At 69.2% G+C, this 25100-nt stretch carries 26 protein-coding genes and 3 tRNA genes; 17 read left to right on the top strand and 12 right to left on the bottom strand.

All coding sequences use genetic code 11. From position 1 onward, the window contains the following. Window positions 1-59: 59 nt before the first annotated feature. From M3190_RS09250 to M3190_RS09215, 8 genes are all read left to right on the top strand, one after another. Entirely contained in the window at window positions 60-1541 is a 1482-nt protein-coding gene (locus M3190_RS09250) for an amino acid permease (protein ID WP_251580675.1), read from the top strand. Between the two features lie 45 nt (window positions 1542-1586). Continuing rightward, window positions 1587-1659 (top strand) — tRNA-Val (locus M3190_RS09245). Window positions 1660-1824: 165 nt separating this feature from the next. Then, window positions 1825-4551, top strand: a complete 2727-nt coding sequence (gene aceE, locus M3190_RS09240; protein ID WP_251580674.1) for a pyruvate dehydrogenase (acetyl-transferring), homodimeric type — start codon at window positions 1825-1827, stop codon at window positions 4549-4551. Window positions 4552-4559: 8 nt separating this feature from the next. Next, complete coding sequence (locus M3190_RS09235) at window positions 4560-5762, top strand: PucR family transcriptional regulator (RefSeq protein WP_251580673.1); 1203 nt, start codon at window positions 4560-4562, stop codon at window positions 5760-5762. Window positions 5763-5846: 84 nt separating this feature from the next. Next, window positions 5847-6764: an ACP S-malonyltransferase gene (locus M3190_RS09230; RefSeq protein WP_251580672.1), complete on the top strand. Its 918-nt coding sequence runs from the start codon at window positions 5847-5849 to the stop codon at window positions 6762-6764. After that, on the top strand, window positions 6761-7762 hold the full coding sequence (locus tag M3190_RS09225; protein ID WP_251580671.1) for a beta-ketoacyl-ACP synthase III: 1002 nt from the start codon (window positions 6761-6763) through the stop codon (window positions 7760-7762). The genes M3190_RS09230 and M3190_RS09225 overlap by 4 nt, the downstream gene beginning before the upstream one ends. A gap of 70 nt (window positions 7763-7832) precedes the next feature. After that, a complete protein-coding gene (locus M3190_RS09220; RefSeq protein ID WP_065570643.1) occupies window positions 7833-8081 on the top strand; it encodes an acyl carrier protein in 249 nt (82 codons plus the stop codon). Window positions 8082-8131: 50 nt separating this feature from the next. After that, window positions 8132-9370, top strand: a complete 1239-nt coding sequence (locus M3190_RS09215) for a beta-ketoacyl-[acyl-carrier-protein] synthase family protein (RefSeq protein WP_251580670.1) — start codon at window positions 8132-8134, stop codon at window positions 9368-9370. 170 nt (window positions 9371-9540) lie between these two features. Here the strand turns inward: M3190_RS09215 and M3190_RS09210 are convergent, their stop codons facing one another. Further along, on the bottom strand, window positions 9541-10044 hold the full coding sequence (locus tag M3190_RS09210; RefSeq protein ID WP_251580669.1) for a DUF3145 domain-containing protein: 504 nt from the start codon (window positions 10042-10044) through the stop codon (window positions 9541-9543). Between the two features lie 201 nt (window positions 10045-10245). On the opposite strand from M3190_RS09210, the gene M3190_RS09205 reads away from it, so the two are divergent. The 3 genes from M3190_RS09205 (at window position 10246) to M3190_RS09195 (ending at window position 11542) form a co-directional block, all read left to right on the top strand. Continuing rightward, window positions 10246-10404 carry a hypothetical protein gene (locus M3190_RS09205; protein ID WP_251580668.1) on the top strand — a complete coding sequence of 53 codons (159 nt, stop codon included), beginning with the start codon at window positions 10246-10248 and terminating at the stop codon, window positions 10402-10404. Window positions 10405-10577: 173 nt separating this feature from the next. Beyond that, window positions 10578-11099, top strand: a complete 522-nt coding sequence (locus tag M3190_RS09200; protein WP_251580667.1) for a hypothetical protein — start codon at window positions 10578-10580, stop codon at window positions 11097-11099. A 53-nt stretch (window positions 11100-11152) separates the two neighbouring features. Next, a complete protein-coding gene (locus M3190_RS09195) occupies window positions 11153-11542 on the top strand; it encodes a hypothetical protein (RefSeq protein WP_251580666.1) in 390 nt (129 codons plus the stop codon). Here the strand turns inward: M3190_RS09195 and M3190_RS09190 are convergent. Both M3190_RS09190 and M3190_RS09185 read right to left on the bottom strand, forming a co-directional pair. Further along, window positions 11540-11613: transfer RNA gene (locus tag M3190_RS09190), tRNA-Ile, on the bottom strand. The two genes, M3190_RS09195 and M3190_RS09190, sit on opposite strands and share 3 nt — an antisense overlap. Window positions 11614-11627: 14 nt before the next feature. Next, window positions 11628-12707: a DMT family transporter gene (locus M3190_RS09185; protein ID WP_251580665.1), complete on the bottom strand. Its 1080-nt coding sequence runs from the start codon at window positions 12705-12707 to the stop codon at window positions 11628-11630. Between the two features lie 41 nt (window positions 12708-12748). Here M3190_RS09185 and def point away from each other — a divergent pair, with 41 nt between their 5' ends. The 3 genes from def to M3190_RS09170 are packed head-to-tail and all read left to right on the top strand — an operon-like array spanning window position 12749 to window position 14087. Beyond that, window positions 12749-13315 (top strand): peptide deformylase, encoded by a 567-nt coding sequence (gene def / locus M3190_RS09180; RefSeq protein WP_251580664.1) that lies wholly within the window; start codon window positions 12749-12751, stop codon window positions 13313-13315. Between the two features lie 16 nt (window positions 13316-13331). Continuing rightward, window positions 13332-13721 carry an ester cyclase gene (locus tag M3190_RS09175; protein ID WP_251580663.1) on the top strand — a complete coding sequence of 130 codons (390 nt, stop codon included), beginning with the start codon at window positions 13332-13334 and terminating at the stop codon, window positions 13719-13721. 57 nt (window positions 13722-13778) lie between these two features. Next, complete coding sequence (locus M3190_RS09170; RefSeq protein WP_251580662.1) at window positions 13779-14087, top strand: hypothetical protein; 309 nt, start codon at window positions 13779-13781, stop codon at window positions 14085-14087. Window positions 14088-14095: 8 nt separating this feature from the next. Here the strand turns inward: M3190_RS09170 and M3190_RS09165 are convergent, their stop codons facing one another. Both M3190_RS09165 and M3190_RS09160 read right to left on the bottom strand, forming a co-directional pair. After that, on the bottom strand, window positions 14096-15298 hold the full coding sequence (locus M3190_RS09165) for a Coenzyme F420 hydrogenase/dehydrogenase, beta subunit C-terminal domain (RefSeq protein ID WP_251580661.1): 1203 nt from the start codon (window positions 15296-15298) through the stop codon (window positions 14096-14098). A 106-nt stretch (window positions 15299-15404) separates the two neighbouring features. Continuing rightward, window positions 15405-15797, bottom strand: coding sequence for a DUF4406 domain-containing protein (locus M3190_RS09160; RefSeq protein ID WP_251580660.1), 393 nt, complete (start codon window positions 15795-15797; stop codon window positions 15405-15407). 45 nt (window positions 15798-15842) lie between these two features. On the opposite strand from M3190_RS09160, the gene M3190_RS09155 reads away from it, so the two are divergent. Beyond that, window positions 15843-16598 (top strand): DeoR/GlpR family DNA-binding transcription regulator, encoded by a 756-nt coding sequence (locus tag M3190_RS09155; protein ID WP_251580659.1) that lies wholly within the window; start codon window positions 15843-15845, stop codon window positions 16596-16598. 18 nt (window positions 16599-16616) lie between these two features. Here the strand turns inward: M3190_RS09155 and M3190_RS09150 are convergent, their stop codons facing one another. The 3 genes from M3190_RS09150 to M3190_RS09140 all read right to left on the bottom strand — a co-directional run bounded on the left by M3190_RS09150 (window position 16617) and on the right by M3190_RS09140 (window position 17878). Then, the gene (locus M3190_RS09150; RefSeq protein WP_251580658.1) at window positions 16617-16850 is read right to left on the bottom strand and encodes a hypothetical protein; all 234 of its coding nucleotides are present in this window, start codon (window positions 16848-16850) and stop codon (window positions 16617-16619) included. Between the two features lie 123 nt (window positions 16851-16973). Then, window positions 16974-17049, bottom strand: a tRNA-Asn gene (locus M3190_RS09145). A 61-nt stretch (window positions 17050-17110) separates the two neighbouring features. Continuing rightward, complete coding sequence (locus M3190_RS09140; RefSeq protein ID WP_251580657.1) at window positions 17111-17878, bottom strand: ATP-binding cassette domain-containing protein; 768 nt, start codon at window positions 17876-17878, stop codon at window positions 17111-17113. A 172-nt stretch (window positions 17879-18050) separates the two neighbouring features. Between M3190_RS09140 and M3190_RS09135 the strand changes: the two genes are divergently transcribed. Then, a complete protein-coding gene (locus tag M3190_RS09135; RefSeq protein WP_251580656.1) occupies window positions 18051-19400 on the top strand; it encodes an HNH endonuclease signature motif containing protein in 1350 nt (449 codons plus the stop codon). 51 nt (window positions 19401-19451) lie between these two features. On the opposite strand, the gene dnaG is transcribed toward M3190_RS09135, so the two are convergent. From dnaG to dusB, 3 genes are read right to left on the bottom strand one after another with little or no spacing between them, the layout of a single operon-like run. Beyond that, a complete protein-coding gene (dnaG, locus tag M3190_RS09130) occupies window positions 19452-21302 on the bottom strand; it encodes a DNA primase (RefSeq protein ID WP_251580655.1) in 1851 nt (616 codons plus the stop codon). Further along, the gene (locus M3190_RS09125; RefSeq protein WP_251580654.1) at window positions 21302-22699 is read right to left on the bottom strand and encodes a deoxyguanosinetriphosphate triphosphohydrolase; all 1398 of its coding nucleotides are present in this window, start codon (window positions 22697-22699) and stop codon (window positions 21302-21304) included. The genes dnaG and M3190_RS09125 overlap by 1 nt, the downstream gene beginning before the upstream one ends. Then, a complete protein-coding gene (dusB, locus tag M3190_RS09120) occupies window positions 22671-23831 on the bottom strand; it encodes a tRNA dihydrouridine synthase DusB (RefSeq protein ID WP_251580653.1) in 1161 nt (386 codons plus the stop codon). Before dusB ends, M3190_RS09125 begins: the two co-directional genes overlap by 29 nt. Window positions 23832-23894: 63 nt before the next feature. On the opposite strand from dusB, the gene M3190_RS09115 reads away from it, so the two are divergent. After that, window positions 23895-24389, top strand: a complete 495-nt coding sequence (locus M3190_RS09115; RefSeq protein WP_251580652.1) for a glutathione peroxidase — start codon at window positions 23895-23897, stop codon at window positions 24387-24389. Here the strand turns inward: M3190_RS09115 and M3190_RS09110 are convergent, their stop codons facing one another. Further along, window positions 24390-25067 (bottom strand): DsbA family oxidoreductase, encoded by a 678-nt coding sequence (locus M3190_RS09110; RefSeq protein WP_251580651.1) that lies wholly within the window; start codon window positions 25065-25067, stop codon window positions 24390-24392. Window positions 25068-25100 lie beyond the last annotated feature (33 nt).

Below are 25100 nucleotides of genomic sequence, written 5' to 3'. Positions count from 1 at the left end.
AGTGGCGATGGCGTGACGCACTAGCATGACGTGCCGGAATCGTGCGGGAGGAGATCAGCATGAGCATGCTGCGCACCAAGACGGTCGAGCAGTCGATCGCCGACACGGAGGAGCCGGAGTTCCGGCTCAAGAAGTCGCTCTCGGCGCTCGACCTGACGGTCTTCGGCGTCGGTGTCGTCATCGGTGCGGGCATCTTCACCCTCACGGGGCGGGCGGCGCACGAGGTCGCCGGACCCGCGATCGTCATCAGCTTCGTCGTCGCCGCCATCGCGTGCGGTCTGGCCGCGATGTGCTACGCCGAATTCGCGTCGACCGTCCCGGTCTCCGGCTCGGCCTACACCTTCTCGTACGCGTCGCTCGGCGAACTGTTCGCGTGGATCATCGGCTGGGACCTGATCCTCGAGATGTTCCTCGGCGCGAGTGTCGTCGCGCAGGGATGGAGCGCGTACCTCGGCTCGCTGATGGAGCAGCTCGGCGCCGCGATCCCCGCCGCCATCGGATACGGCGGGACGGTCGACGTGATGGCCATGCTGCTCGTGGTCATTTTGGGCGTGCTCATCACCGTCGGCATCCGTGAATCGCTTCGGGTGAACCTCGTCCTCGTGGCGGTCAAGCTCTTCATCGTCCTGTTCGTGATCATCGCCGGTCTCATGTTCGTGAACCCGGCGAACTACTCCCCGTTCATCCCGGATGCCGCGCCGCGCGAGACGGCGTCGGGTCTGACGCAGCCGCTCCTCCAGTTCTTCTCCGGCATCGAGCCGACCGCCTTCGGCGTGGGGGGCATCTTCGCCGGCGCCGCTCTCGTGTTCTTCGCGTACATCGGCTTCGACGTCGTCGCGACGACGGCGGAGGAGACCAAGCGTCCCCAGCGCGACCTGCCGATCGGCATCATCGCCTCGCTCGTGATCTGCACGATCCTCTACGGCGCCGTCGCGCTGGTCGTCACCGGCATGGTCCCCTACCAGGACCTCGACCCGGCCGCGGCTCTCGCGAACGCGTTCGCCTTCCACGGCCAGACCTGGATGGCGACGGTCATCTCGGCCGGCGCCGTCGCCGGCCTGACCACCGTCGTCCTGACGCTCATGATCGGCGCGACGCGCATCATCTTCGCCATGTCGCGAGATGCCCTCCTCCCCCGGGGTCTCGCCAAGGTGCACCCCCGCTTCCGCACCCCGTGGGTCATCTCGGTGATCGTGACGGTCATCGTCGCTGTGGTCGCCGGGCTCACACCCGTCGGCGTTCTGGAGGAGATGGTCAACATCGGCACGCTGTCGGCGTTCGTGCTCGTCTCCGTCGGCGTCATCGTGCTGCGCCGCCGCCGCCCCGATCTGCCGCGCGGCTTCCGGGTTCCCCTCAACCCGTGGCTGCCCGCGCTCTCCGCCGCCGTCTGCATCTACCTGATGCTGAACCTCACGGTCGAGACCTGGCTGCGGTTCCTCATCTGGCTCGCCCTCGGGTTCGTCATCTACTTCGCCTACTCGCGTCGACACTCGCGGCTGGCGCCGGGCGGCGACCTCCACACGGAACCCGCGGCGCGGTGACCGCGCACCGGGTCGGGGGCGCACGCCCGTAGACTCGGTGCCTCAGGGCCTTTAGCTCAGCTGGTAGAGCGCCACGTTTACACCGTGGATGTCGTCGGTTCGATCCCGGCAGGGCCCACTCCCGGCATCCGTCCTGGCCTGCCTCATCGAGCCGTCCCGAGCGGCGAACACCGTCGAGCGGAATGGGTAGGCTGAGGACAAGCGAGTTGTGCGCGGCGAACAAGCGCGCCCTCGCTCGAACCCTCCTTCCTGGCACGATCTGCCAGGCGACGAAAGGCCTCTTGTGACTGTCAACGATCAGGATCCGTACTCGCAGGGCCCGCAGGACAGCGACCCGGAAGAGACGTCGGAGTGGCAGGAATCCCTGCGGCAGCTCGTCGACGCCCGAGGCGCGAGTCGCGGCCGCGAGATCATGCTGAGCCTGCTGCAGAGCTCGCGTGAACTGCACCTGAATGTCCCGCAGGTCCCGACCACGGACTACATCAACACCATCCCCGTCGACAGCGAGCCCGAGTTCCCGGGTGACGAAGAGGTCGAGCGTCGCTACCGTCGCTGGATCCGCTGGAACGCCGCCCTGACGGTGCACCGTGCGCAGCGTCCCGGCATCGGTGTCGGCGGCCACATCTCCACGTACGCCTCCTCGGCAGCGCTGTACGAGGTCGGTTTCAACCACTTCTTCCGCGGCCCGGATCACTCCAGCGGCGGCGACCAGGTCTTCTTCCAGGGCCACGCCTCCCCCGGCATGTACGCCCGTTCGTTCCTCGAGGGCGGACTCACGAGCCAGCAGCTCGACGGCTTCCGCCAGGAGGCATCCGCGGCTCCGAACGGCCTTCCCTCCTACCCCCACCCGCGCCTCATGCCGGACTACTGGCAGTTCCCGACCGTCTCGATGGGTCTCGGACCGATCAACGCCATCTACCAGGCGATGACGAACAAGTACCTCACCAACCGTGGGATCAAGGACCTCTCCGACTCGCACGTCTGGGCCTTCCTCGGCGACGGCGAGATGGACGAGGTCGAGAGCCGCGGTCAGCTGCAGGTCGCGGCGAACGAGGGACTCGACAACCTCACCTTCGTCGTCAACTGCAACCTGCAGCGCCTCGACGGCCCGGTCCGCGGCAACGGCAAGATCGTCCAGGAGCTGGAGAGCTTCTTCCGCGGCGCCGGCTGGAACGTCATCAAGGTCGTCTGGGGCCGCGAGTGGGACGACCTGCTCTCCCGCGACGCCGACGGCGCCCTGCTGAACCTCATGAACAGCACGCCGGATGGCGACTTCCAGACGTACAAGGCCGAGAGCGGTGCCTACGTACGTGAGCACTTCTTCGGGCGCGACGAGCGCGCCGCCGCCCTCGTCAAGGACTACTCCGACGAGCAGATCTGGAACCTCAAGCGCGGTGGGCACGATTACCGCAAGGTCTTCGCGGCGTACAAGGCCGCCGTCGAGCACAAGGGGCAGCCGACCGTCATCCTCGCGAAGACGGTCAAGGGATACGGCCTGGGGCCGCACTTCGAGGGTCGCAACGCGACCCACCAGATGAAGAAGATGACCCTCGACGACCTCAAGCTGTTCCGCGATCAGATGCACATCCCGCTCACGGACGCGCAGCTCGAGGAGAACCCCTACGAGCCGCCGTACTACCACCCGGGTGCGGACGACGAGACCATCGAGTACATGGTCGAACGCCGTCGCACGCTCGGCGGCACGCTCCCGCAGCGTCGCAGCAAGTACACGTCGCTCAGCCTTCCCGACGACAGCGTCTACGCGCTGCCGAAGAAGGGCTCGGGGACGCAGGAGGTCGCCACGACCATGGCGTTCGTCCGACTGCTGAAGGATCTGCTGCGCACGAAGGACTTCGGCCACCGCATCGTGCCGATCATCCCCGACGAGGCGCGCACGTTCGGCATGGACGCGTACTTCCCGACCGCGAAGATCTACAACCCGAACGGGCAGAACTACACGTCCGTCGACCGCGAGCTGCTCCTGGCCTACAAGGAGAGCCCGCAGGGCCAGATCATGCACGTCGGCATCAACGAGGCCGGCGCCCTCGCCGCCTTCACGGGTGTCGGCACGTCCTACGCGACGCACGGCGAGCCGCTCATCCCGGTGTACGTCTTCTACTCGATGTTCGGCTTCCAGCGCACGGGCGACGCCCAGTGGGCGGCGGGCGACCAGATGGCGCGCGGCTTCATCATCGGCGCGACGGCCGGTCGGACGACGCTGACCGGTGAGGGCCTCCAGCACGCCGACGGCCACTCGCACCTGCTGGCGTCGACCAACCCGGCGACGGTCTCCTACGATCCCGCCTACGGCTACGAGATCGCGCACATCGTGCAGTCGGGCCTCGAGCGCATGTACGGCGGGGAGCACGAAGACCCGAACGTCATGTACTACATCACCGTCTACAACGAGCCGATCGTGCAGCCGAAGGAGCCGGAGGACGTCGACGTGGACGGCATCGTCCGCGGCATCCACCGCGTCGCCACCGGCTCGGGTGAGGGCCACCGCGCCCAGATCCTCGCCTCCGGCGTCGGTCTGCCGTGGGCGCTCGAGGCGCAGGAGCTGCTGCAGAAGGACTGGGGCGTGAGCGCCGACGTCTGGTCGGTCACGAGCTGGACCGAGCTGCGCCGGGACGGCCTCGCCGCCGACGAGCACAACTTCCTGCACCCGACTGAGGAGGCCAAGACGGCCTACGTCACCGAGAAGCTCCGCGACTCGGAGGGCCCGATCGTGGCGGTCAGCGACTTCATGCACGCGGTGCAGGACCAGATCCGCCAGTGGATCCCGCGTCGCTACGCCACGCTCGGCGCTGACGGCTTCGGATTCTCGGACACCCGCGCAGCCGCACGACGCCAGTTCAAGATCGACGGCCCGTCGATCGTCGTGCGCACCCTGCAGGCACTCGCCGAGGACGGTGTCGTCGACCGCGGCCTGTCGGCTCAGGCGATCGAGAAGTACCGTCTGCACGACGTCAACGCCGGCACCTCCGGCAACGCGGGCGGCGAAGCCTGACCCGCACGATGACCGAACGGCCGACCGCCCAGGAGAAGGCGGAGACACTGGCGTGGCTCCGTCGGATCTCGGGTGATCTCGCGACCACCACGCTGCGCAGGCTCGAAGAGTCCCTGCCGTGGTACGCCGAGATGCCCCCCGGGCGGCGGTCGGCCGTCGGCCTCGTCGCGCAGTCCGGCATCTCGTCATTCGTCGAGTGGTATGACAACCCGAATTCGACGCCGTGGATCGCGGCCGACGTCTTCGCGTCCGCGCCGCGCGAGCTGCTGCGGAGCATCAGCCTCACGCAGACTCTCCAGCTCATCAAGGTGACGGTCGAGACGACCGAAGAACGCGTCGCCGGACGCGGGAACGGGCTCCGCGAAAGCATCCTCCTGTATTCGCGAGAGGTCGCCTTCGCCGCCGCCGACGTCTACGCCCGCGCGGCCGAGGCTCGTGGACTCTGGGACGCACGTCTCGAAGCCCTCGTCGTCGACTCGATCCTCACGGGAGAGGCCGACGAGGAACTGCCCAGTCGCATCGCCGCCCTCGGCTGGCACGGTCACGGCGAGGTCGCGGTCCTCGTCGGCACGACGCCGCCGCAGCTCGACGTGGACCAGGTGCGCCGCACGGCGCGCAAGCTCGGTGTCGACGTCCTCATCGGCGTGCAGGGGTCCCGTCTCGTGCTGGTGATCGGACGAGCCGATCAGGCGGGACGGGACGATGCCGAGGAGCTCCCCTTCCCCGAAATCGCCACCCGGCTCGAGCCGGGCTTCGGCAGCGGTCACCTCGTGCTCGGCCCGACCGCGCCTGCCCTGCTCGATGCGGGTCTCAGCGCCCGGGCCGCGCTCGCGGGTTTCGCGGTGGCGAAGTCGTGGCGCCACGCCCCCCGCCCCGTCGAGGCCGACGACCTGCTCCCCGAGAGGGCGCTCGCCGGTGACCCGCTCGCGAAGGCGACCCTCATCGAGAAGATCTACCGGCCGCTGCAGGCGCACTCCACCGACCTCGTGACGACGCTCTGGAGCTATCTCGACAACGGGCGCTCCCTCGAAGCGACGGCCCGCGAGCTCTTCGTGCATCCCAACACGGTCCGCTACCGCCTGAAGCGGGTCTCGGACGTCATCGGGTGGGATGCGACCGGTCCCCGGGAGGCGCTCATCCTCCAGACGGCGCTCATCCTCGGGTCGATCGGCGCCGAAGTGACCCGCCGACGCCCCACGCGCCGCGCCTGACCTGTACGACACGAACAAACGAATCGCACTTTCTTGTGCGCCGACCGACAGCACGTCCGACCCGAACTTGCAAGGATGGAAACCGTGATCATCGCCGTCTTCCCGGGCCAGGGTTCGCAGACCCCCGGGTTCCTCGCCCCGTGGCTCGAAACCGAAGGCACCCGCGAACTGCTCGAGCAGTACTCCGCGTACGCCGGGGTCGACCTCGTCGCCGCGGGGACCGAATGGGATGCCGACCGTATCCGCGACACCAAAGTGGCCCAGCCGCTCATCGTCGCAGCCAGCCTCCTCTCATGGCGCTCCCTCATCGCCGCCGGCCACCGCCCCGACGGTGTCGCCGGCCACTCGGTCGGCGAGATCGCGGCGCTCGTCGCGTCGGGAGTGCTCTCCGAGGAGGACGGCATGCGTCTGGTCGGCATCCGCGGGCGCGCAATGGCCGAGGCCGCTGCACTCGAGGAGACGGGCATGAGCGCCGTCGTCGGCGGAGACGAGTCGGCCGTGCTCGGGCGCCTCGAGGAGCTCGACCTCACGCCGGCGAACTACAACGGCGGCGGTCAGATCGTCGCCGCCGGTGCGCTCCCCGCCCTCGCCGAACTCGGCGCCGACGCACCGCGCGGAAGCCGTGTGATCCCCCTGCAGGTCGCCGGCGCGTTCCACACGCGGTACATGGCCCCCGCCGTCGAGACGCTCCGCTCCGCTGCAGCCGACGTGGCGGCATCCGATCCCTCCCTCACGCTCTGGAGCAACCGCGACGGGGGCACCGTCTCGGATGGGCGCGCAGCGCTCGACCTCCTGGTCGCACAGGTCGCGAACCCCGTCCGGTGGGATCTGTGCATGTCCTCCTTCGCGGCGAACGGTGTCGCGGGCATCATCGAGCTGGCCCCGGCGGGGACACTCGTCGGACTCGCCAAGCGCGGACTGCGCGGCGTACCGTCTGTTGCGGTGAAGACGCCCGAGGACCTCGCCGCAGCGAACGCCCTCCTGACCGGAGAGAACGCATGACCCCCCAGCTGATCCAGCCGACCGGTGCCGCCCACACCCGCATCTACGCCTACGGCGCCGCGCGCGGCGAGAACGCGGTCCCGAACGAGGACCTCATCGGTCCGATCGACTCGAGCGACGAGTGGATCCGCCAGCGCACCGGTATCGTCACCCGCGTCCGGGCCGAGGCGGACACGACGGCGATCGATCTCGCCGCGGATGCCGCCGCCGAGGCCATCGAGCGCTCGGGCGTCCCCGCCGACGAGATCGACGCGGTCATCGTCGCGACGATCTCGAACCCCAAGCAGACTCCGTCGGTGTCGGCGATCGTCGCCGACCGCGTCGGCGCCAACCCCGCAGCCGCGTACGACCTGAACGCAGCCTGCGCGGGCTTCGCCTACGGCGTCGCGCAGGCGGACGCCCTCATCCGCGCAGGGGCCGCCCACTACGCGGTCGTCATCGGCACCGAGAAGCTCAGCGACATCGTCGATCCGAGCGACCGCTCGATCTCGTTCCTCCTCGGTGACGGAGCGGGCGCCGTCGTCGTCGGCCCGAGCGAGACCCCGGGCATCGGTCCGACGATCTGGGGCTCGGACGGATCCAAGGCGGATGCCGTGGGCATGAACCACACGCTGACCGAGTTCCGTGACGGTGCCGCGCCGTGGCCCACGCTGCGCCAGGAAGGCCCGACCGTCTTCCGCTGGGCGGTCTGGGAGATGGTCAAGGTCGCGCGTCAGGCCATCGAGGCGGCGGGCATCACCCCCGACGACCTGGCCGCCTTCGTGCCGCACCAGGCGAACATGCGCATCATCGACGAGTTCGCGAAGCAGCTGAAGCTCCCCGAATCCGTCGTCATCGGCCGCGACATCGAGACCACGGGCAACACGTCGGCGGCATCCATCCCGCTGGCGACGCATCGTCTGCTCGAGGAGCACCCGGAGCTCAGCGGCGGTCTCGCCCTGCAGATCGGTTTCGGCGCCGGACTCGTGTTCGGCGCACAGGTCGTCGTCCTCCCATGACGGCGACTCTCCCCCACCTAAACTGACTACCGGCCCGGCTGGGCCCGATACCCACAGAAGGAGCAATCCCATGGCATTCACCAACGACGAGGTCCTCGCCGGCCTGGCCGAACTCATCACCGACGAGACCGGCATCTCGGCCGACGAGGTCGCGCTGGAGAAGTCGTTCACGGACGACCTCGACATCGACTCCATCTCGATGATGACGATCGTCGTCAACGCCGAGGAGAAGTTCGGCGTCACGATCCCCGACGACGAGGTCAAGAACCTCAAGACCGTCGGCGACGCCGTCACCTACATCTCGTCCAACCAGGCCTGATCCGCGCGTCCGGTGGGGGTCCGCCCCCACCGGAGCAGCACGAGGGAACCATGAGCAACAAGCGAATCTTCGTCACCGGCATCGGTGCGACCTCCCCCATCGGCGGTACCGCCGGCGAGAGCTGGGACGCCCTCCTCGCCGGTGAATCAGGTACCCGCACGCTCGAGCACGAGTGGGTCGAGCAGTACCAGCTGCCCGTCACCTTCGCCGCAGAGGCGAAGGTGCGCCCGGAGACCGTCCTGGAGCGCCCGGTCGCCAAGCGCCTCGACCCGTCGTCGCAGCTGGCGATGGTCGCGGCCAAGGAAGCGTGGGAGGACGCCGGCTCGCCCGAGGTCGACCCCGAGCGTCTGGGCGTCGAGTTCGCCACCGGCATCGGCGGCGTGTGGACGCTGCTCGACGCATGGGACACCCTGCGTGAGAAGGGCCCGCGCCGCGTCATGCCCATGACGGTGCCCATGCTCATGCCCAATGCCGCGGCGGGCAACCTGTCCCTGCACTTCGGTGCCCGCGCCTACGCCCGCACGTTCGCGAGCGCATGCGCCTCGAGCACCGAGTCGATCGTCAACGCCCTCGAGCACATGCGCGCCGGCCTCGCCGACGTCGTCATCGCAGGTGGCACCGAATCGGCGATCCACCCCATCACGATCGCGTCGTTCGCCTCGATGCAGGCGCTCTCGCGACGCAACGACTCCCCCGCAACAGCCTCCCGTCCCGGCAGCATCGACCGTGACGGCTTCGTCATGGGCGAGGGCGCCGCGGTCCTCATCCTCGAGACCGAGGAGCACGCGAAGGCGCGCGGTGCCAAGATCTACGCCGAGCTCGTCGGCGGTGGCGTCACGGCGGATTCGTACCACATCACGGCCAACGACCCGGAGGGCACCGGCGCCGCGCGTGCGGTGCGGCTCGCGCTGGAGATGGCGGATGCCGCGCCCGCCGACGTCACGCACGTCAACGCGCATGCGACCTCGACCCCCGTCGGCGACCCCAACGAGTACGTCGCTCTGAAGTCGGTCTTCGGTGACCGCGTGGACGAGATGCCGGTGTCGGCCACGAAGGCGTCCACCGGCCACCTTCTGGGCGGCACGGGAGCCCTCGAGGCGATGTTCACGGTCCTCGCGCTGCGCGACCGTGTGGCTCCGCCGACCATCAACATCACCGAGCCCGACCCGGCCGTGCCGTTCCGTCTCTCGGGCGACGCCGTGCCGCTCGGCGACGGTGATCAGCTGGCCATCAGCAACTCGTTCGGATTCGGCGGCCACAACGCCGTCGTCGCGTTCCGCTCGGTCTGACTCCGACCACGACAGACGCCCCCGGGAAGCCACCGGGGGCGTCTGTCGTCTCGCTCAGGCGGGGCCGAGGCCGCCCCGGTCTCCGGGAAGCCGTCCGCAGCCGGTCGAGGCTCTCCTGCCCCGCCTGGCATCCTCTCCGATCGTGAAGTGTCCTGACACCCCCGACCGTCTCAGCCGACCTTGTGCAGCCACACGACCGGAGCGTCGTCGCTCGCGTGCCGGAACGGTTCGAGTTCGTCATCCCATGCAACCCCGAGCGCGACGTCCAGCTCCCGCTGCAGCTCGGCGATGTCTCCCGCCGCGATCTCCATCGCGTACCGGAGGCGATCCTCGCCGATGACGACATTGCCCGCCGTATCCGTCTGCGCATAGTGGATGCCGAGGCTCGGCGTGTGGAGCCAGCGGCCGCCGTCGCTGCGAGGCGTCGGATCCTCGCTCACCTCGTAACGCAGGTGCTCCCACCCACGCATGGCGGTGGCGAGGGCGGCGCCGGTGCCGGCGGGTCCCTCCCAGTAGAACTCCGCGCGCCGGCTGCCGTCGAGGACGGGCTGGTCCGCCCACTCGAAGTTGACGGCATGACCGAGGGCGCGTCCGGCCGCCCACTCCAAGTGGGGGCACAGCGCGCGTGGCGCGGAGTGGATGAAGATCACTCCGCGCGCCTGAGGTGTGGCCATCGATCTCTCCGTTTCGTTCAGGTACGTCTTCCCCTACGACCTGATGGAGAGTGCTGGCCGGATATCCGGTTGTGCCGCCATTATCGCCCACGACGAGCTCGAATCACAACCGTGTAACACTCACGAGTTGCGTCGCCCGTCAAGCCCGTACGCGGATCGGGGCACCGGCGAGAGGGTGAGACCTTGGACGGAAGGAACACCATGAGCGACAACACTCCCCACCACCGCGACGCCGAGGACGCGCACGCCGACGACGCGCCGCCCACGGATGCGGCGAGCGACGAAGTCAAAGCTGACGCGGCGCGCGCCGGTGAAGGCGAGTCGGAGCAAGACGACACGGCGTCCACGCAGATGTCTTGATCAGCGCGATCGGGCGCGCCCTCGCGCGCGTGTTCACAGTTCTCCAGCACCTGCGCCGTCCTCGCCCGATCCATTCGCGAGGGCTTCCGCTCTCGGGGTCCGTGCACTGGCTTCCACGAACGTCACCTTCAGGCATCCGGTGGATCGACGATGCGGCGCCGGGTGAACGTCAGATGCTGACGGCCCGGTTCTCGCGATCCCTCGGGCTTCCCGCGCCGTTCCCCGACGTCCTCGGACTGGCGCTTCGGGTGGAGACGCCGGAGGGGACTGCCGACCTCGAATTCGCATCGACGGGCTCCGGTGTCCCCCTTCGCTTCGCCCTGCTTCTGCGCGTGTGCCCGTCGCCCGGCGTCTACGGCACGCTCCTGCCGTACGAGGGCGCGCGGGGCTCGATGGTGCTACGGGCCCGTTCACTGAGTCCTCGTCTGCCCGCCGACCGGACGGGTCTCCAGGCCGCGCTGCGCGCGGCGTCGTGGTGGCTCGAGCTCTCACACGCGACGCCGCGAGGGCCCTGGCATCCGTTCGCGCTGGTGGAGCTGCGGAGTGTCGACGCCCCCGACGAGATGAGGGCGGATGCAGGCCGACGCCTCATTCCCGGCGCCCGGATGCCGCGTTGGGTACACGGCCTGCGGCAGCCCTCGTACGACGCCGTCCAGCGCGGAGCCGCAGGGCCGACGCCCCGGTACCACCGCTGAGCGGCACCGGGAAGATGTTGACGGCGCGCGTCGCCGGGCGCTGTCCTTGACGCATGTCCACGGGCGACGTGTTCCCCGCTGTGTACCTGGCGGAGATCATCAATGAGCGCGACGCAGCGCGCCGTGGCGCAGCCATCGAACGCTTGATCCACCCCGACATCTGCCACGTGAGCTTCGACCGTCCGGTGTACGGTCGTGCGGCGTTCGAACGCCGGGTGGCGGCCATGGTGGCGTCCCTGACGCCGGGTATGAAGGCCTCTCTCCGCGATGCACCCCGCGTCGAGAGGGACACCGCCTTCTTCCGATGGCAGCTGAGCGAAGACGGTAACCGCCCCGTCGCGACGGGGGGTGCGTTCGTCGTCCTCACAGCCGGGGTGGCCACCTGGTTCTACGCGACCCTCGACCGGATGGACTTCGAGCCGATCGAGTCGCGGCATCGGTAGGGCGGGTGGGACTTGAACCCACGATCGTCGGGTTATGAGCCCGCTGCCTTGACCAGCTTGGCCACCGCCCCCTGTGGGAACGAGCCTATCGTTTCGGCCGTTCCTCGTCCTTCACGGGTGGGTCCGGCCAGACCTTCGAGACGGTCTCCGTGAGGCGGATGGATCCCGTCGTGGGCTTCTTCCCGTCGGTGAACTCGCTGCTGCCGCGCGCGATCGGGATCTCCTGGCTGTCGCTGATCACCTGCGGGTGATAGCGAGCGAGCTGGAAGACGCCGATGATCGCAAGTGCTCCTGCGATGGCGAAACCGATGTACGCCCAGAACGGCGCCCCGCGAGCCTCGTCCAGGACGGCGAGTCCGATGACGATCGCGACGATCGGGTCGATGACGGTGAGCCCCGCGATGACGAGGTCGGGTGGGCCCGACGAGTAGGCGGTCTGGACGAAGTACGCGCCCATGGCGGTGCCGGCGAGCAGCGCGACGATGCAGAGGACCGTGAGCCACTCGAAGTCGCCGTTCGAGATGCGGTTGATGACGACCTTCGCCAAGGTCGCGACGAAGCCGTAGACGATGCCTGCGGCCACGATGTAGAACAGCGCCCGCATCCGCTTGCGCAGCGTGACCCACAGCACGCTCAGCACGACGACGACGCCGAGGAGGATCCAGAGGACCGTGAGCAGCTGCGGGTCGCTGATCGGTCGTTCCGTCGCGTACAGTGCCGCGACCGTCACGAAGATGAAGATGCCGCCCACGCACAGCGCGATCGAGGTGATCGAACGGCGGGTCGGCTTGTGTCCGCTGACTCTCGCGTTGAGGAGCGTGGTGATGACGAGAGAGATCGCCCCGATCGGCTGGACGAGGATGAGCGGCGCGAACGAGAGCGCGGCGAGCTGGCAGAGGATCGCGAGCCCGAGCATGACGGTCCCGAGGACCCACGACGGCCGACGCAGGAGCCGCAGCAGCTGACCGCCGGTCAGGCCGGAGACACCCGCCTGCGCCGTCAGCCGCTCGACTTTCTGGACACCCCGGTGCTGGTACTGCGCCCCGAACGACATGAACACGGCGCCGATCACAGCGAGCGGGATGCCGATGAGGATGGCCGGGTTCCCGAAGACGCCGACGAGCTCGTCGGTGAGGTCGTCGATCGGCGTCCCGGGGAGAATCACGCCTCGACGATACCGGGCCGGGGCCTCGTTAGGCTTCTGACGTGGCCGTACTTCCGATTCGCATCATGGGCGATCCCGTCCTCCATTCCGTCGCCGCTCCCGTCGACGAGGTGACCGACGACATCCGCACGCTCGTGGCAGACATGTTCGAGACGATGGACACGGCGCCCGGGGTCGGACTGGCTGCTCCGCAGGTCGGTGTGGGTCTGCGGATCTACACGTACTCGTACCAGGACGACGAGGGTCAGCCGTGGCGCGGAGTCCTCATCAACCCGGAGCTCTGGATGAGCCCACCCGAACCCGGCTCCCCCGATCCCGACGACGAGTCGGAGGGCTGCCTCTCCTTCCCCGGCGAGCGGTTCCCGCTGCGTCGCGCCGACGCCGTGCTCGTGACCGGCACCGACCTCGAGGGGGCGCCCGTCGAGATCCGCGTCGACGGGTGGCGCGCGCGCATCATGCAGCACGAGTTCGACCACCTCAACGGCATCCTCTACATCGACCGCCTGTCGGACTCGGACTGGAAGACGACGCAGAAGATCGCCCGCAAGCGCGGGTGGGGCAAGCCAGGGCACAGCTGGATGCCGGGCGTCGACGACCTCGACGCCTGATCGGCGCCTTTCTCACGTGGAGCCCTGGGAACTGCACGCGTGGTTCGACGAGTTCGTCGACACGTGCAACAGGCATGACCTCGCCGCGGTTCGGGAGCTCCTGGACCCGGGGGTCCGGCGCGCGCATCTCCCCGCCGGCGCCGACGCGTGGATCGACGATCTCGCGGACCTTTTCCACGGATTCCCCGACTGGCGGTGGAAGATCATCCAGGTCGTCGCGGAGGACGGGCGCATCGCTGCGCACCTGCGCGCCGGGGGCACGCACACCGGGGTGTGGCGCGGCATCGCCCCCACCCGCCGGCACCTCAACGTCGCCGAGTTCGTGTTCCTCCGCGTCGACGCGGACCGTGTCGTCGCCATGAGCGGTTCCGGCGACGCGGAGATGCGGGATCAACTCAACGTCTGAGCGGATGTCCGCGGTCCTCCGTACGCTCTCGATGTCGGCCGGAGAGAGGGATGCCGGTTGGGTTCGAACAGGCGCTACGCGGCGAGCATCGACGCCCGCATGGACGACCGCATCCTGCACCGGGTCGCCTCTGGCGGCCGTCTGCAATCGCTGTCGAGCGAGGAGCTGGAACTCGACCGCAGACCGGTCACGACCGATCCTCGCCCACGACGCGTGCGGGTGTGGGTGCGCTTCGGAGCGGAGCCTGTGCTCGTCGATGCGGACCTGTGCATGTGGACCGACCGGGCGGCGGCGATCCGGTTCCGGATCGGAGACGACGAGCGTCGGTGCTGGGTCTGGGCGGGCGCGGTGCTCGACGAGGGGTGAGGCGCACGTCAGCCGCGGTGCGCTGCCCGTCGGGCGCGACCCCACGTGCCTCGGGCGGCCTGGAGGTTCCGTCGCGGGTTCCGCACTGCGAGCACGAGGCCGCGATATCCCCGGAACCGCGGCACGCGGAACCCGGCGAGAAGCCGGCCGAGAGAGCGTCCCACCTGCACGCGACGGCGCTCGGACTGCAGCGGCTGCACGCGTGCGACGTCGTCCAGATCGATCGGTGACAGTGCCAGGACACCCGCCGAGACCGCTCGTTCGATGAGGGCAGCGCCGCGACTCGTGCGGGCGATGACGACGGACGACCCCTCACCCTCGTCGAACGTCGGGAAGCCCCGTTCATCGGTGGCCCAGTAGTCGCCCACGGCGATGTCCGCGTGCTCGCCCGTGCCGTCGGGGCAGATCTTGCAGCGGGACTGGAGCTGCCGACCGAGGTGGTGGCCCCAGGACTCGTTGTAGTCCTCCGACCCGCTGCTCGGGCCCGTGAAGGCGAACCGCCCCGGCCACCCCTCGCCTCGATAGCGCAGGGACGTGATCCGATCGGGATCACCGCCCAGTTTTCGGATCAGGCTTTCGGTCGCGTGCTGACTCGGGGTGCCCGCACAGAAGAACGACAGCAGGATCGGGTCGCCGGCGGAGGTGGCGTCGAGGTACTGCCGCAGCCCGGCCACCTCGCACGGCTTGCCGACCAGCGCGCCGCCGTTCCATGAGGACGGCACGCTGACGGGGGCGTAGCGCGACCCGGCGGCACGCAGAGCCTCTTCACGGGTCGTGATCGTGACCGGGACGGTCCGGCTCGGCCGGGCAGCGTCCTGGGCGGCGCCGACGACGGTCGGGCTGTCGCCGGACTCGCCGATGAAGGCGACCAGGGCCGTCAGGACGCCCCCGCTGCTGCCCGCGCGGCGAACTGCGGGGTCGGCTGCGTGACCCTCCCAGGCGCGCATCACCCGACCGAAGAGCCAGTGCGTCGCCGCCTCGGCGGCGGGCGCACGAAGGATCACCCCGGGGCAGGATGCCCGGAACGTGCGGGTCTCCTCCTGGGCGGCGTCATCAGCGCTCGGGGTGACGGTCGGTCGCATGAAGCCGTCTGCGGAGAGCCCCATCGACACACGATCGGACACGAGCGCGCACACCCCGCATCCCGTGCAGTTGTCGTTGCGGACGACCGCATCGACGGCCTCGGCGAGAAGATCCCTGTTCGCGCGCACGCGATCCCCGTTTCCTTCGGTCGGCCCCGCTCCTCAGAGCCCCCAGAGGGTCGACGTCCCGACCTGTCTATCAGAAACTGCTGACAGGCGTCGCGTGGTCGGTCGTTCAGATCGCGACGGTCACCGCGGGGATCTCCTCGAGTGACGAGTAGACCGGGATGCCGCGCTGCCGAGCGATCGCCACGTCCTGGTCGGCACCCCTGGACTCGCCGGGAAGCCGCAGCACGGCATCGCAGTGCTGCAGCAGGCGCTCTGCGGTCGGATACATGACCTGCTCCGCGAGCGGGTCGAGCGGCCCGCTTGCGCCGGCGCTGCGGAGCACGGGGAGTGCCACCCACTCCCCGATCATCGGGACGTGCCCGGCGCGGAAGATGGGCCAGGCGGCCTCCTCCAACCGCTCGAGGTTGCGTCGCATCAGTTCGGGGTCGCCACCGGTTCCCGAGGCGTAGGGTCCCGCGATGAGGATGAGAAGGGGGCGTGGATCGTCGTTCGTCGTCATGACGCTAGAATAGACACAAACGTGCACAAACGTGAAGGATCATGAATGCTTGCTGCAGCCCGGAAGCAGTTGCTGCTCGATCGACTCCGCGCGGACGGACGCATCGTCGCGAAGGAGCTCGCTGCAGAACTGGGGCTTTCCGAAGACAGCATCCGCCGCGATCTCCGTGAGCTGGATGCCGCGGGGCTCGCCGTCCGCGTGTACGGCGGAGCGCTGCCGGCATCACCCGCGGTAGCGGACTACGGCGTGCGCGAGAGCGTGGCCACCGACAGCAAGACGCGGGTCGCTCGGCGAGCGGCACAGTTGATCGAACCAGGCAGCACCGTCATCCTCGACGGCGGGACCACCGCGCTCGCGACGGTGCGCGCGCTCGATCCGGAACGGGAGTGCACGATCATCACGCACAGCCCGACCGTCGCTGCGGCCCTGCTGAACCATGTCGCGGAGGTCATCATCCTGGGGGGCCGGCTCTTCAAGCACTCGGCCGTGGCGTCGGGGGCGGCCGCCGTCGAAGCGGCGATGACCGTGTCCGCCGACAGATTCCTGCTGGGAGTGACGGGCATTCACGAGGACGTCGGCCTCACGACGGGCGACCCCGACGAGGCGGCGATGAAGCGAACCCTGGCCAGCCGGGCGGCCGAGACCTTCGTCTTGGGCAGCGCCGAGAAGATCGGCGCTGCCTCGCGCTACCGGGTGTTGACCTGGGATGCGGTCGACGGGGTCGTGGTCGACGCAGAGGACACCGCCGGCTCCACGACATTGGCGAGCCTCGAGGAGCGCGGCGTCACCGTTCTGCGGTGAGGCGTAGACGTCCGGGCATCACTCGCGGGAGCGCGCCTGACGCCGGAAGCGGGCCTCTCTCGCGGCGACGTGAACGCCCAACCCCGTGATTCCGAGCACGAGCGCTGCGAACAGGGCGAAGAACGCGACGTCGTACCCGGCGCCGTACTGGAACGCCGCCCAGAACAGCAGGACGACGGACGCGGCCAGCACGATCATGCCCGCGCGCTCACCCCAGCCCCAGGCCGCCCATCCCCCGTTGACGCTGTTCATGCGTACAGCATGGACTCGCGGAGCCTTCGGGACACGCAAACCCTGAGCGAACGGATGCGGCGGCCACCGGCATCCGCTGTCGACAAAACGGAAACCCCCGGCCGGACCGGGGGTTTCGATGAGTGGCTCCCCGGCTTGGACTCGAACCAAGAACCTATCGGTTAACAGCCGATTGCTCTGCCAATTGAGCTACCGAGGATCAGTCACCCGTCACCGGGCAACCACACAATCGTAGCAAAGCCCGAGGGGTGCTCGTGACATCAGCCCCCGATGCGTGTCGCCTCGTCCGGGGTCCACAGCACCTCGTCCAGGCTGCGACCGACCCCGATGGGGTGGCCCGCTCGCAGGACGAGCACCTGCGCTGCGAGGTCCGCGACCAGCTCGCGCTCATTGGTGACCACGAGTAGGGCCATCCCGTTGTCGACTCTGCGCATCAGTGCATCCAGCACGGCGGGACGGACGTCGACGTCGAGGTTGGCGTACGGCTCATCCGCGATCAACACGGCGGGATCGAGGACAAGGCTGCGAGCGATCGCGACACGCTGACGCATGCCGGAGCTGAGCTCGTACGGGTATTTCTCCGATGCGCCGATCGGCAGCTGCAGCTCGTCCAGGAGCGCGGCGACGCGGAGGGCGAGCGCACGCTCGTTGACCTTGCGATCGCGTGCCGTGATGGGCTCGGCGACGATCTCTGAAATGGTGTGTCGCGCTGGCAGTGCGGAGTTGGCACCCTGCGGCAGGTGGCCGGTGCGGTACGTGAGGACGCGGCGGGCGCGGCCGCGTGCGCGGAGCGAGATACCGGCGGTCTCGCCCACTCCCCCGACGATCCGCAGGTCGCGGTGCTCCGCTCCCGCGAGGCAGGAGGCCAGGCTCGACTTGCCGGCACCCGTCGCCCCCATGACCGCGACGACCTCACCGGGCTTCACGTTCAGGGATACGCCGTCGACGACGCGGGTGTCCGCCGAGGCGCGTGCGATCGACAGGTCGGAGCAGAAGATCGCGGCATCCGGTTCGATCACTCGAGGCATGCGTCCCATCCTCATCGGTCACGGGGATGTGCGCCAGTCGGAGAGGCCGCCATGCCGTGCTTGCGGCGATGAACCACGGATGAGGGATTTCTCATTCTCGAGGTGTGCACAACGGGTGTTCTCGACCGTCTTTTTGGGGGCGGATGTCGGCGGCCAGTGGCAGAGTGCAGGTATGACAAACGCGACGGAAACCCCCGATGGCGGGGACTATCTCGCCACGTTGGCGGGCATCGTCGCGAACGTGGACTCCGTCGCTCGGCGGATCGCAGCGGCGAAAATCGAGGAACTGCGGGTGCTGGCTGCGGCGGGGCGGTTGGCGGAGGCGCAGGTCGCGCAGCGCAACGCCCGCGTGCAGGTGCACGACATGGCCCTCCGGTCGATCGCGGCGGAAGTCGGTGGGGTGATGCGGGTCACCGACCGGACCGTGCAACGACGCATCGGAGAAGCGCGCACGCTCATCGAAGGGTTCCCCGCGACGGTCGAGGCGTGGGAGCAGGGACGGATCGTGCGGGGGCACGCGTTCTTGATCGTCGAGACCGGGACGTCGCTGCCGGCGGAGATGTGGGCAGAGTTCGAAGCTGTCGCGATCACCCGGTGCGAACAGGACACCCCCAACCGGGTGCGCGGCGAGCTCGAGATCCTCGCACACCGGATGCACCCCCGGTCGTTCGCGGAACGACACGAGGAAGCCGCCGCCGGGCGCTGCGTGCAGCTCGTGCCCGGACGGGACGGGATGAGCGACCTGATCGCCACACTCCCGACCGTGATCGCCGAGGGGATCCACGACCGGCTCACGCAGCAAGCGCGAGCGATCATCCACACCCGCGACGAGCGCGCCACTGCCAGTGCCTGCGCCGACGCCGCCGCCGTGATCGCGACCGACACCCGCTCCACCGACCAGGTCCGCGCCGACGTGTTCGCCGACCTCCTCCTCTCCGGGACTCCGGCGCTCGACGACACACGTGATACGACCGCGGGGCCCCTCGGCGCGATCCGCGCACGCGTGCAGATCCTCGTCCCCGCGGCGACGTTGACGGGTGAGGATGACGGGCCGTGTGATCTCACGGGCCGCTCCCCCATCGACGCCGGCGCCGCGCGACAACTGGCCGGGAACACTCACATCTGGGAGCGGCTGTTCCACGACCCGGTCACCGGGGTCACGATCGCCACCGACTCGTACCGAGTGCCGTCGGGTATGCGCCGGTTCCTGCAAGCCCGCGACCAGCACTGCCGGTTCCCCGGATGCCGCACCGCCGCGATCCGCTGCGAGATCGACCACACCCACGACCACGCCCTCGGCGGGAAGACAGAGCTCGGGAACCTCGCGCACCTGTGTCAACGGCACCACTCGATGAAGCAGTTCACCGCCTGGCGGGTCCGACAACTCACAAGTGGCGTCCTGGAATGGACCTCACCCCTCGGCAGAACCTACAGAGAAGACGCACCCACCCCGGCCGTCGCCTTCACCCCTGCCGCACCACCACCACCACCGCCCGCCGTGACAGAACCTGCACCCTTCTGACGACGACTCCGGTCGTGAGTCGATCGCGGGGCGCCGCGATCCCACTCCGGACTAGACGAGCTCCGCCAAGGCCCGTCGCCGCTGATCGAGATCGCGCAGAGCCACGCGGACTGAGCGACCTTCCTCGGAGTCGGCCGGCACACGCTGCACCGCACCGAGCAGCTCCGCCTTCTCCCGATCCATCGCCCTCAGCCGCAGCCGTCGGCAGAGCGCACGTGCCGACGTCGTCGCCTCCGCCTCCGTGAGCGCCGGGAAGGATGCGGTGAGCAATTCGGCCGCGAGCCCGCGATACGGCTCGCGCGTGGCATCCACCGCGGCCGTCGACCACCCGACACGTGAGCGGTCCGGCTGGGCGGCGACCGCCTGACGGACTGCATCCAGAGCGGGATGCTCCATCGGGATCTGCAGGGCGGCATCCACCTCGTCGGCGTCGATGACGTGCCCGTACTGCAGCACACCCATCAGCGCGTCGCGCTCCAGCGTCACACTCGCCGTCCGCGGCAGACTCGCCACCGTCACGCGCAGCGAAGGCGACGCGACCTCCGTCGCCTCGACGCGGGACGGCTCGGACTCCCGCGGTCCACGCGGGCCGCGCGCCGCGCGCTCGACCGCCGGCGTCACCTCGCCCAGGTCCATTCCGAGCTTGCGCGCGAGCACTCGCGTGTACCCCGGCCGCAGCGAAGAGTCCCGGATCTCCGCGACGATCGGTGCTGCGGCGCGCAGCGCGCCGACCCGCCCCTCGACGCTGCCGAGATCGAACCCGGCCAGCTTCTGGTCGATGACGAACTCGAACATCGGCGCCTTCGCATCCATCAGCGCGCGCACAGCGCCGTCGCCGCGGTTGAGCCGCAAGTCGCACGGGTCGAGCCCGTCGGGAGCCACCGCCACGTACGTCTGGGCCGCGAACCTCTTCTCCTCCGAGAACGCGCGCAGCGCCGCCTTCTGACCCGCGGCATCCGGATCGAAGGTGAAGATCACCTCGCCCGCCGCACTGTCATCGCCCATCACCCGCCGCAGCACGGTGATGTGGTCCGAGCCGAAGGCCGTGCCACAGGTCGCGATCGCCGTCGTCACGCCCGCCAGGTGACACGCCATGACATCCGTGTAGCCCTCCACCACGACGACGCGGTGCGAGCGCGAGACGTCCTTCTTCGCGAGATCGAGGCCGTACAGGACCTGCGCCTTCTTGTAGATCGGCGTCTCGGGTGTGTTCAGGTACTTCGGGCCCTGATCGTCCTCGTACAGCTTCCGGGCACCGAACCCGATCGTCTGACCCGTCAGATCCCGGATCGGCCAGACCACCCGTCCACGGAACCGGTCGTACACACCGCGCTGGCCCTGCGACACCAACCCAGCCGTCGCCAGCTCCTCGTCGGTGAAACCCTGCGCGCGCAAGGCGTCCCGCATGTTGTTCCAGCCCTTCGGCGCGTAACCGACACCGAAGTGCGCGGCCGCGCCGGCATCGAATCCCCGTTCGCCGAGGAACCGGCGGCCCGCATCCGCTTCCGCCGTCGCGAGCTGCGCGCGGAAGTACTCCGCCGCGGCGGTGTTCGCCTGGTACAGCCGCGTCCGTCCGCCGGTCTCGGGAGCGGCCCCGCCGTCCTCGTAGTGCAGCTGATACCCGATACGACCCGCGAGACGCTCAACCGCTTCCGTGAAGGACAGGTGATCCATCGCCCGCAGGAACGAGTAGACGTCGCCCGACTCGCCGCATCCGAAGCAGTGGTAGTACCCCGCCTGCGGGCGCACGTTGAAGCTCGGGCTCCGCTCGTCATGGAACGGGCAGAGTCCCTTGAGGGAGCCCACTCCCGCCGACTTCAGAGCGACCCTCTCGCCCACGATGTCGGCGATGTTCGTCCGGGCCTTCACCTCGTCGACGTCGGACTGACGGATGCGGGCCATCACAGACCTTCGATCGGCTCAGGCAGGGCGAAGCTCGCGTTGGCGACGACACGCGACCCCGCCGGCCACAGACCCAGCTCCCGCAGGTCGACCGGGCCGACCAGGGCGGAGTGCCACTCGATCGCGAAGCGGTCGGTGAGCGTCGCCACCTGGTCGACGACGACCCGCTTGCGCTCGGCATCCGTCGACGCGGCCGCGAAGTCCACCGCGTGCACGCGGTCCAGGTGCTCCGGCCGCTCGAGCAACGCGGATGCCAACCGCTTCAGCACGCGACGCTGCTCTTTGTAGAGCCCCTTGCGACCGTCGATCGACACGACGAACGCGCCGATCGTGCCCTTCAGCACCGCCATCTCGGCCTCGATCACCCGCGGGACGATCATCCGACCCCGGTAACGGGTGAGCGCGGGGGTGTCGTAGTGCTCCCGCGTCGCGGCCGTCGCCGCGCGCGCGAACCGCCCGATGAAGTCGGACGTGAGGTTCTTCAACCGGGCCACCGACGCGCGTGTGCCATCGAAGTCGGTCATCCACTCCGGCAGGCGCACGAGACGGTAGAGCGCGTCGGCGAGCTCATCCCGGCTGAAGCCGAGACCGACCCACGACTGGATCGCGGTCAGCAGCGCCTCGCGCTCGCGGGCGTCCGCGAGCCGGCGCGGATCGAGGTAGCCGTTGAGGACCGCGTCCTCGAAGTCGTGCACCGAGTACGCGATGTCGTCGGAGAGGTCCATGACCTCGGCCTCGATACAGCGGACCCGACCGGGCGCACCCTGCCGCATCCACCGGAAGATCGCCTCATCCTCCGCGTAGACGCCGAACTTCTGCCGACCGCCGGGATCGGGGATCGCGTGGTCCGCCGTCCACGGGTACTTGCACGTCGCGTCGAGACTGGCCCGCGTCAGGTTCAGACCGAAGCTCTGACCGTCGTCGTCGACCACCTTCGGCTCGAGACGCGCGAGGATCCGCAGCGACTGCGCGTTGCCCTCGAACCCTCCGATGTCCTCGGCCCATTCGTTGAGCGCCCGCTCGCCGTTGTGCCCGAAGGGCGGATGCCCGAGGTCGTGACTCAGGCACGCCGTGTCGACGACGTCGGGCGAGAGCTCCAGCGCGATCGCGAGCTCACGTCCCACCTGCGCGACCTCGAGCGAGTGCGTGAGGCGATTGCGGGCGAAGTCGTCGGGACTCGCGGGGCTGAGTACCTGCGTCTTCGCCGCGAGACGCCGGAACCCCGCGGAATGAAGCACTCGGGCGCGGTCGCGGGCGAACCCGTCGCGGAGGGAGCGGTGGCGCTCGGGGTGGAACCGCTCGGCGTCGTGGTCGTCGTATCCCGACGGTCGTCCCGCGGCGACCCCTACGCTCGCGCCCACCACCGACTCAGCCGCCACTGGTGTCGAGCTCCGCATCGGCGAGCGCTGTGGATGCCGCCTGCCCGATCTCGCGCGAGTCCAGCCAGCCCTCGGGCAGAGCCGGGCGCTTCGGCGTGCCCGCACGCCCGCGCTGACCCTCGGCGGCCGCACCCGGGTAGGGCGCATCGAGGTCGAGCGTGGCGAGCAGCTCGTCGATCTCGACGAGGCTCGACACCGTCGCCAGCCGCGCCCGGAGGTCGCCGCCCACGGGGTACCCCTTGAAGTACCACGCGACGTGCTTGCGTATGTCTCGGCAGCCGCGGTCCTCATCCTCGAAGAACTCGACCAGAAGCTCGGCGTGCCGACGGAACGCCGCGGCGACGAACCCGAGGGTCGCATCGACGGGCGGGGCGCCATGACCGGTGCCGAGCTCGCGCGCGAGGTCACCGAAGAGCCAGGGGCGGCCGAGGCATCCGCGGCCGACGACGACACCGTCGCAACCGGTCTCTGTCATCATGCGGCGCGCGTCGTCGGCCGACCAGATGTCGCCGTTGCCGAGGACGGGGACGCCGGTCACCGTCTCCTTCAGCTTCGCGATGGCCGACCAGTCGGCGTGCCCCGAGTAGAACTCCGACGCTGTCCGCGCGTGCAGCGCGACGGCGGCGACACCGGCGCCTTCGGCGATGCGACCCGCCTCGAGGTACGTCAGGTGGTCCGAGTCGATGCCCTTGCGCATCTTCACGGTCAACGGGATGTCGCCCGCGGCCTTCGCGGCGCGCTCGACGATCTCGCGGAAGAGCTCCGTCTTCCACGGCAGCGCCGCACCGCCACCCTTGCGGGTCACCTTGGGCACCGGACATCCGAAGTTCAGGTCGACGTGGTCCGCGTGGTCCTCGTCGACGATGATCCGCACGGCCGCCTCGACAGTCGCCGGATCGACACCGTAGAGCTGGATCGACCGAGGAGTCTCGGACTCGTGGTGACGGATGAGACGCATCGTCGTGGCGTTGCGCTCGACGAGCGCGCGCGTCGTGATCATCTCGCTCACGTAGAGACCTGCTCCGTACTCGCGGCAGAGGCGACGGAAGGCGGTGTTCGTGATCCCCGCCATGGGCGCGAGGACGACGGGCGCGTCGAGGGCGATCGGCCCGATACGCAGGGGCGCGGGAGGAGCGAGGGTCGAGGACATATCCTTCCCATTCTCCCAGACGGCGAGCGCTCGCGGCAGCGATGCGCGTCCTATCGTGGAGACATGACCGACGCCCCCTCCCTGCGCGAGATCCCGTTCACGACCGCTGACGGCAAGGAGGCGACACTGAGCGACTTCGGCGACAAGGCGTTCCTCATCGTGAACGTCGCGTCCAAGTGCGGCCTCGCCCCGCAGTACGAGCAGCTCGAGGAGCTGCAGAAGACGTACGGCGACCGGGGTCTTCAGGTCGTCGGCTTCCCGTGCAACCAGTTCATGGGGCAGGAGCCCGGGTCCATGGAGGAGATCCTGGACTACTGCGCGGTCAACTGGGGCATCACCTTCCCCATCATGGACAAGATCCGCGTGAACGGCTCACACGCGGCCCCGCTGTACAAGGCGCTGAAGAAGACTCCGAACGCGGAGCGCGCGAAGGGCCCCGTCATGTGGAACTTCGAGAAGTTCCTCGTGACACGGGACGGCGAGCTTCACCGGTTCCGCCCGCAGACCAAGCCGAACGAGCCCGAGGTGATCGCTGCGATCGAGGGCGCCCTCGCCTGATCAGCTCGCTGCGGTCGCCTGTGCGCGCTCGGCCCAGACCTGACGCGCGATCTGCGCGAACGCCTCGGCGGGCTGGGCGCCGCTGACCCCGTACTTGCCGTCGATGACGAAGAACGGCACACCCTGGATGCCGTAGGCCTGCGCCTGCGCCTGGTCTGCCCGCACCGCCTCGAGATGGCGTCCCGACTCGAGGGCGTCGCGTGCGGCATCCCGGTCCAGGCCCGCCTCGACGGCGAGCTCGACGAGGTCGTCGATGCGGCCCACATGACGACCCTCGGTGAAGTACGCGGACATGAGCCGCTCGGTCATCTCCTTCTGCCGTCCCTGCTCCTTGGCGAAGTGGAGCAGCTCGTGCGCCTTCACCGTGTTGGTGTGCTTCAGGAGATCGAAGCGGTACTCGAGACCCGCCTCGGCGGCGACGCCGGTCACGCGGTCGAGCATCGGCTTCACCTGCTCGGGCGCCATGCCCTTGTGCTGCGACAGGAACTCGACCTCGTTCCCGTCGAAGTCGACGGGCGTGTCCGGGGACAGCTCGTACGAGTGGAAGGTCACCTCCACGCGCGGGGCGTCGGCGTCATCCGCCGTCGCGGCGAGACCCTTCTCCAGGTTGCGCTTGCCGATGTAGCACCAGGGGCAGGCGATGTCGCTCCACACGTCGATCTTGATGGCATCCGTCACATCCGGTGCAACAGCTCGGGCGCTCGCATCTAT

Origin of the sequence: Microbacterium oleivorans, assembly GCF_023715745.1 — a bacterium.
GTDB classification, from domain to species: Bacteria; Actinomycetota; Actinomycetes; order Actinomycetales; family Microbacteriaceae; genus Microbacterium; species Microbacterium oleivorans_D.
The sequence above is the reverse complement of the archived record's forward strand: the minus strand, read 5'-3'. Positions and strand labels throughout refer to the sequence as shown.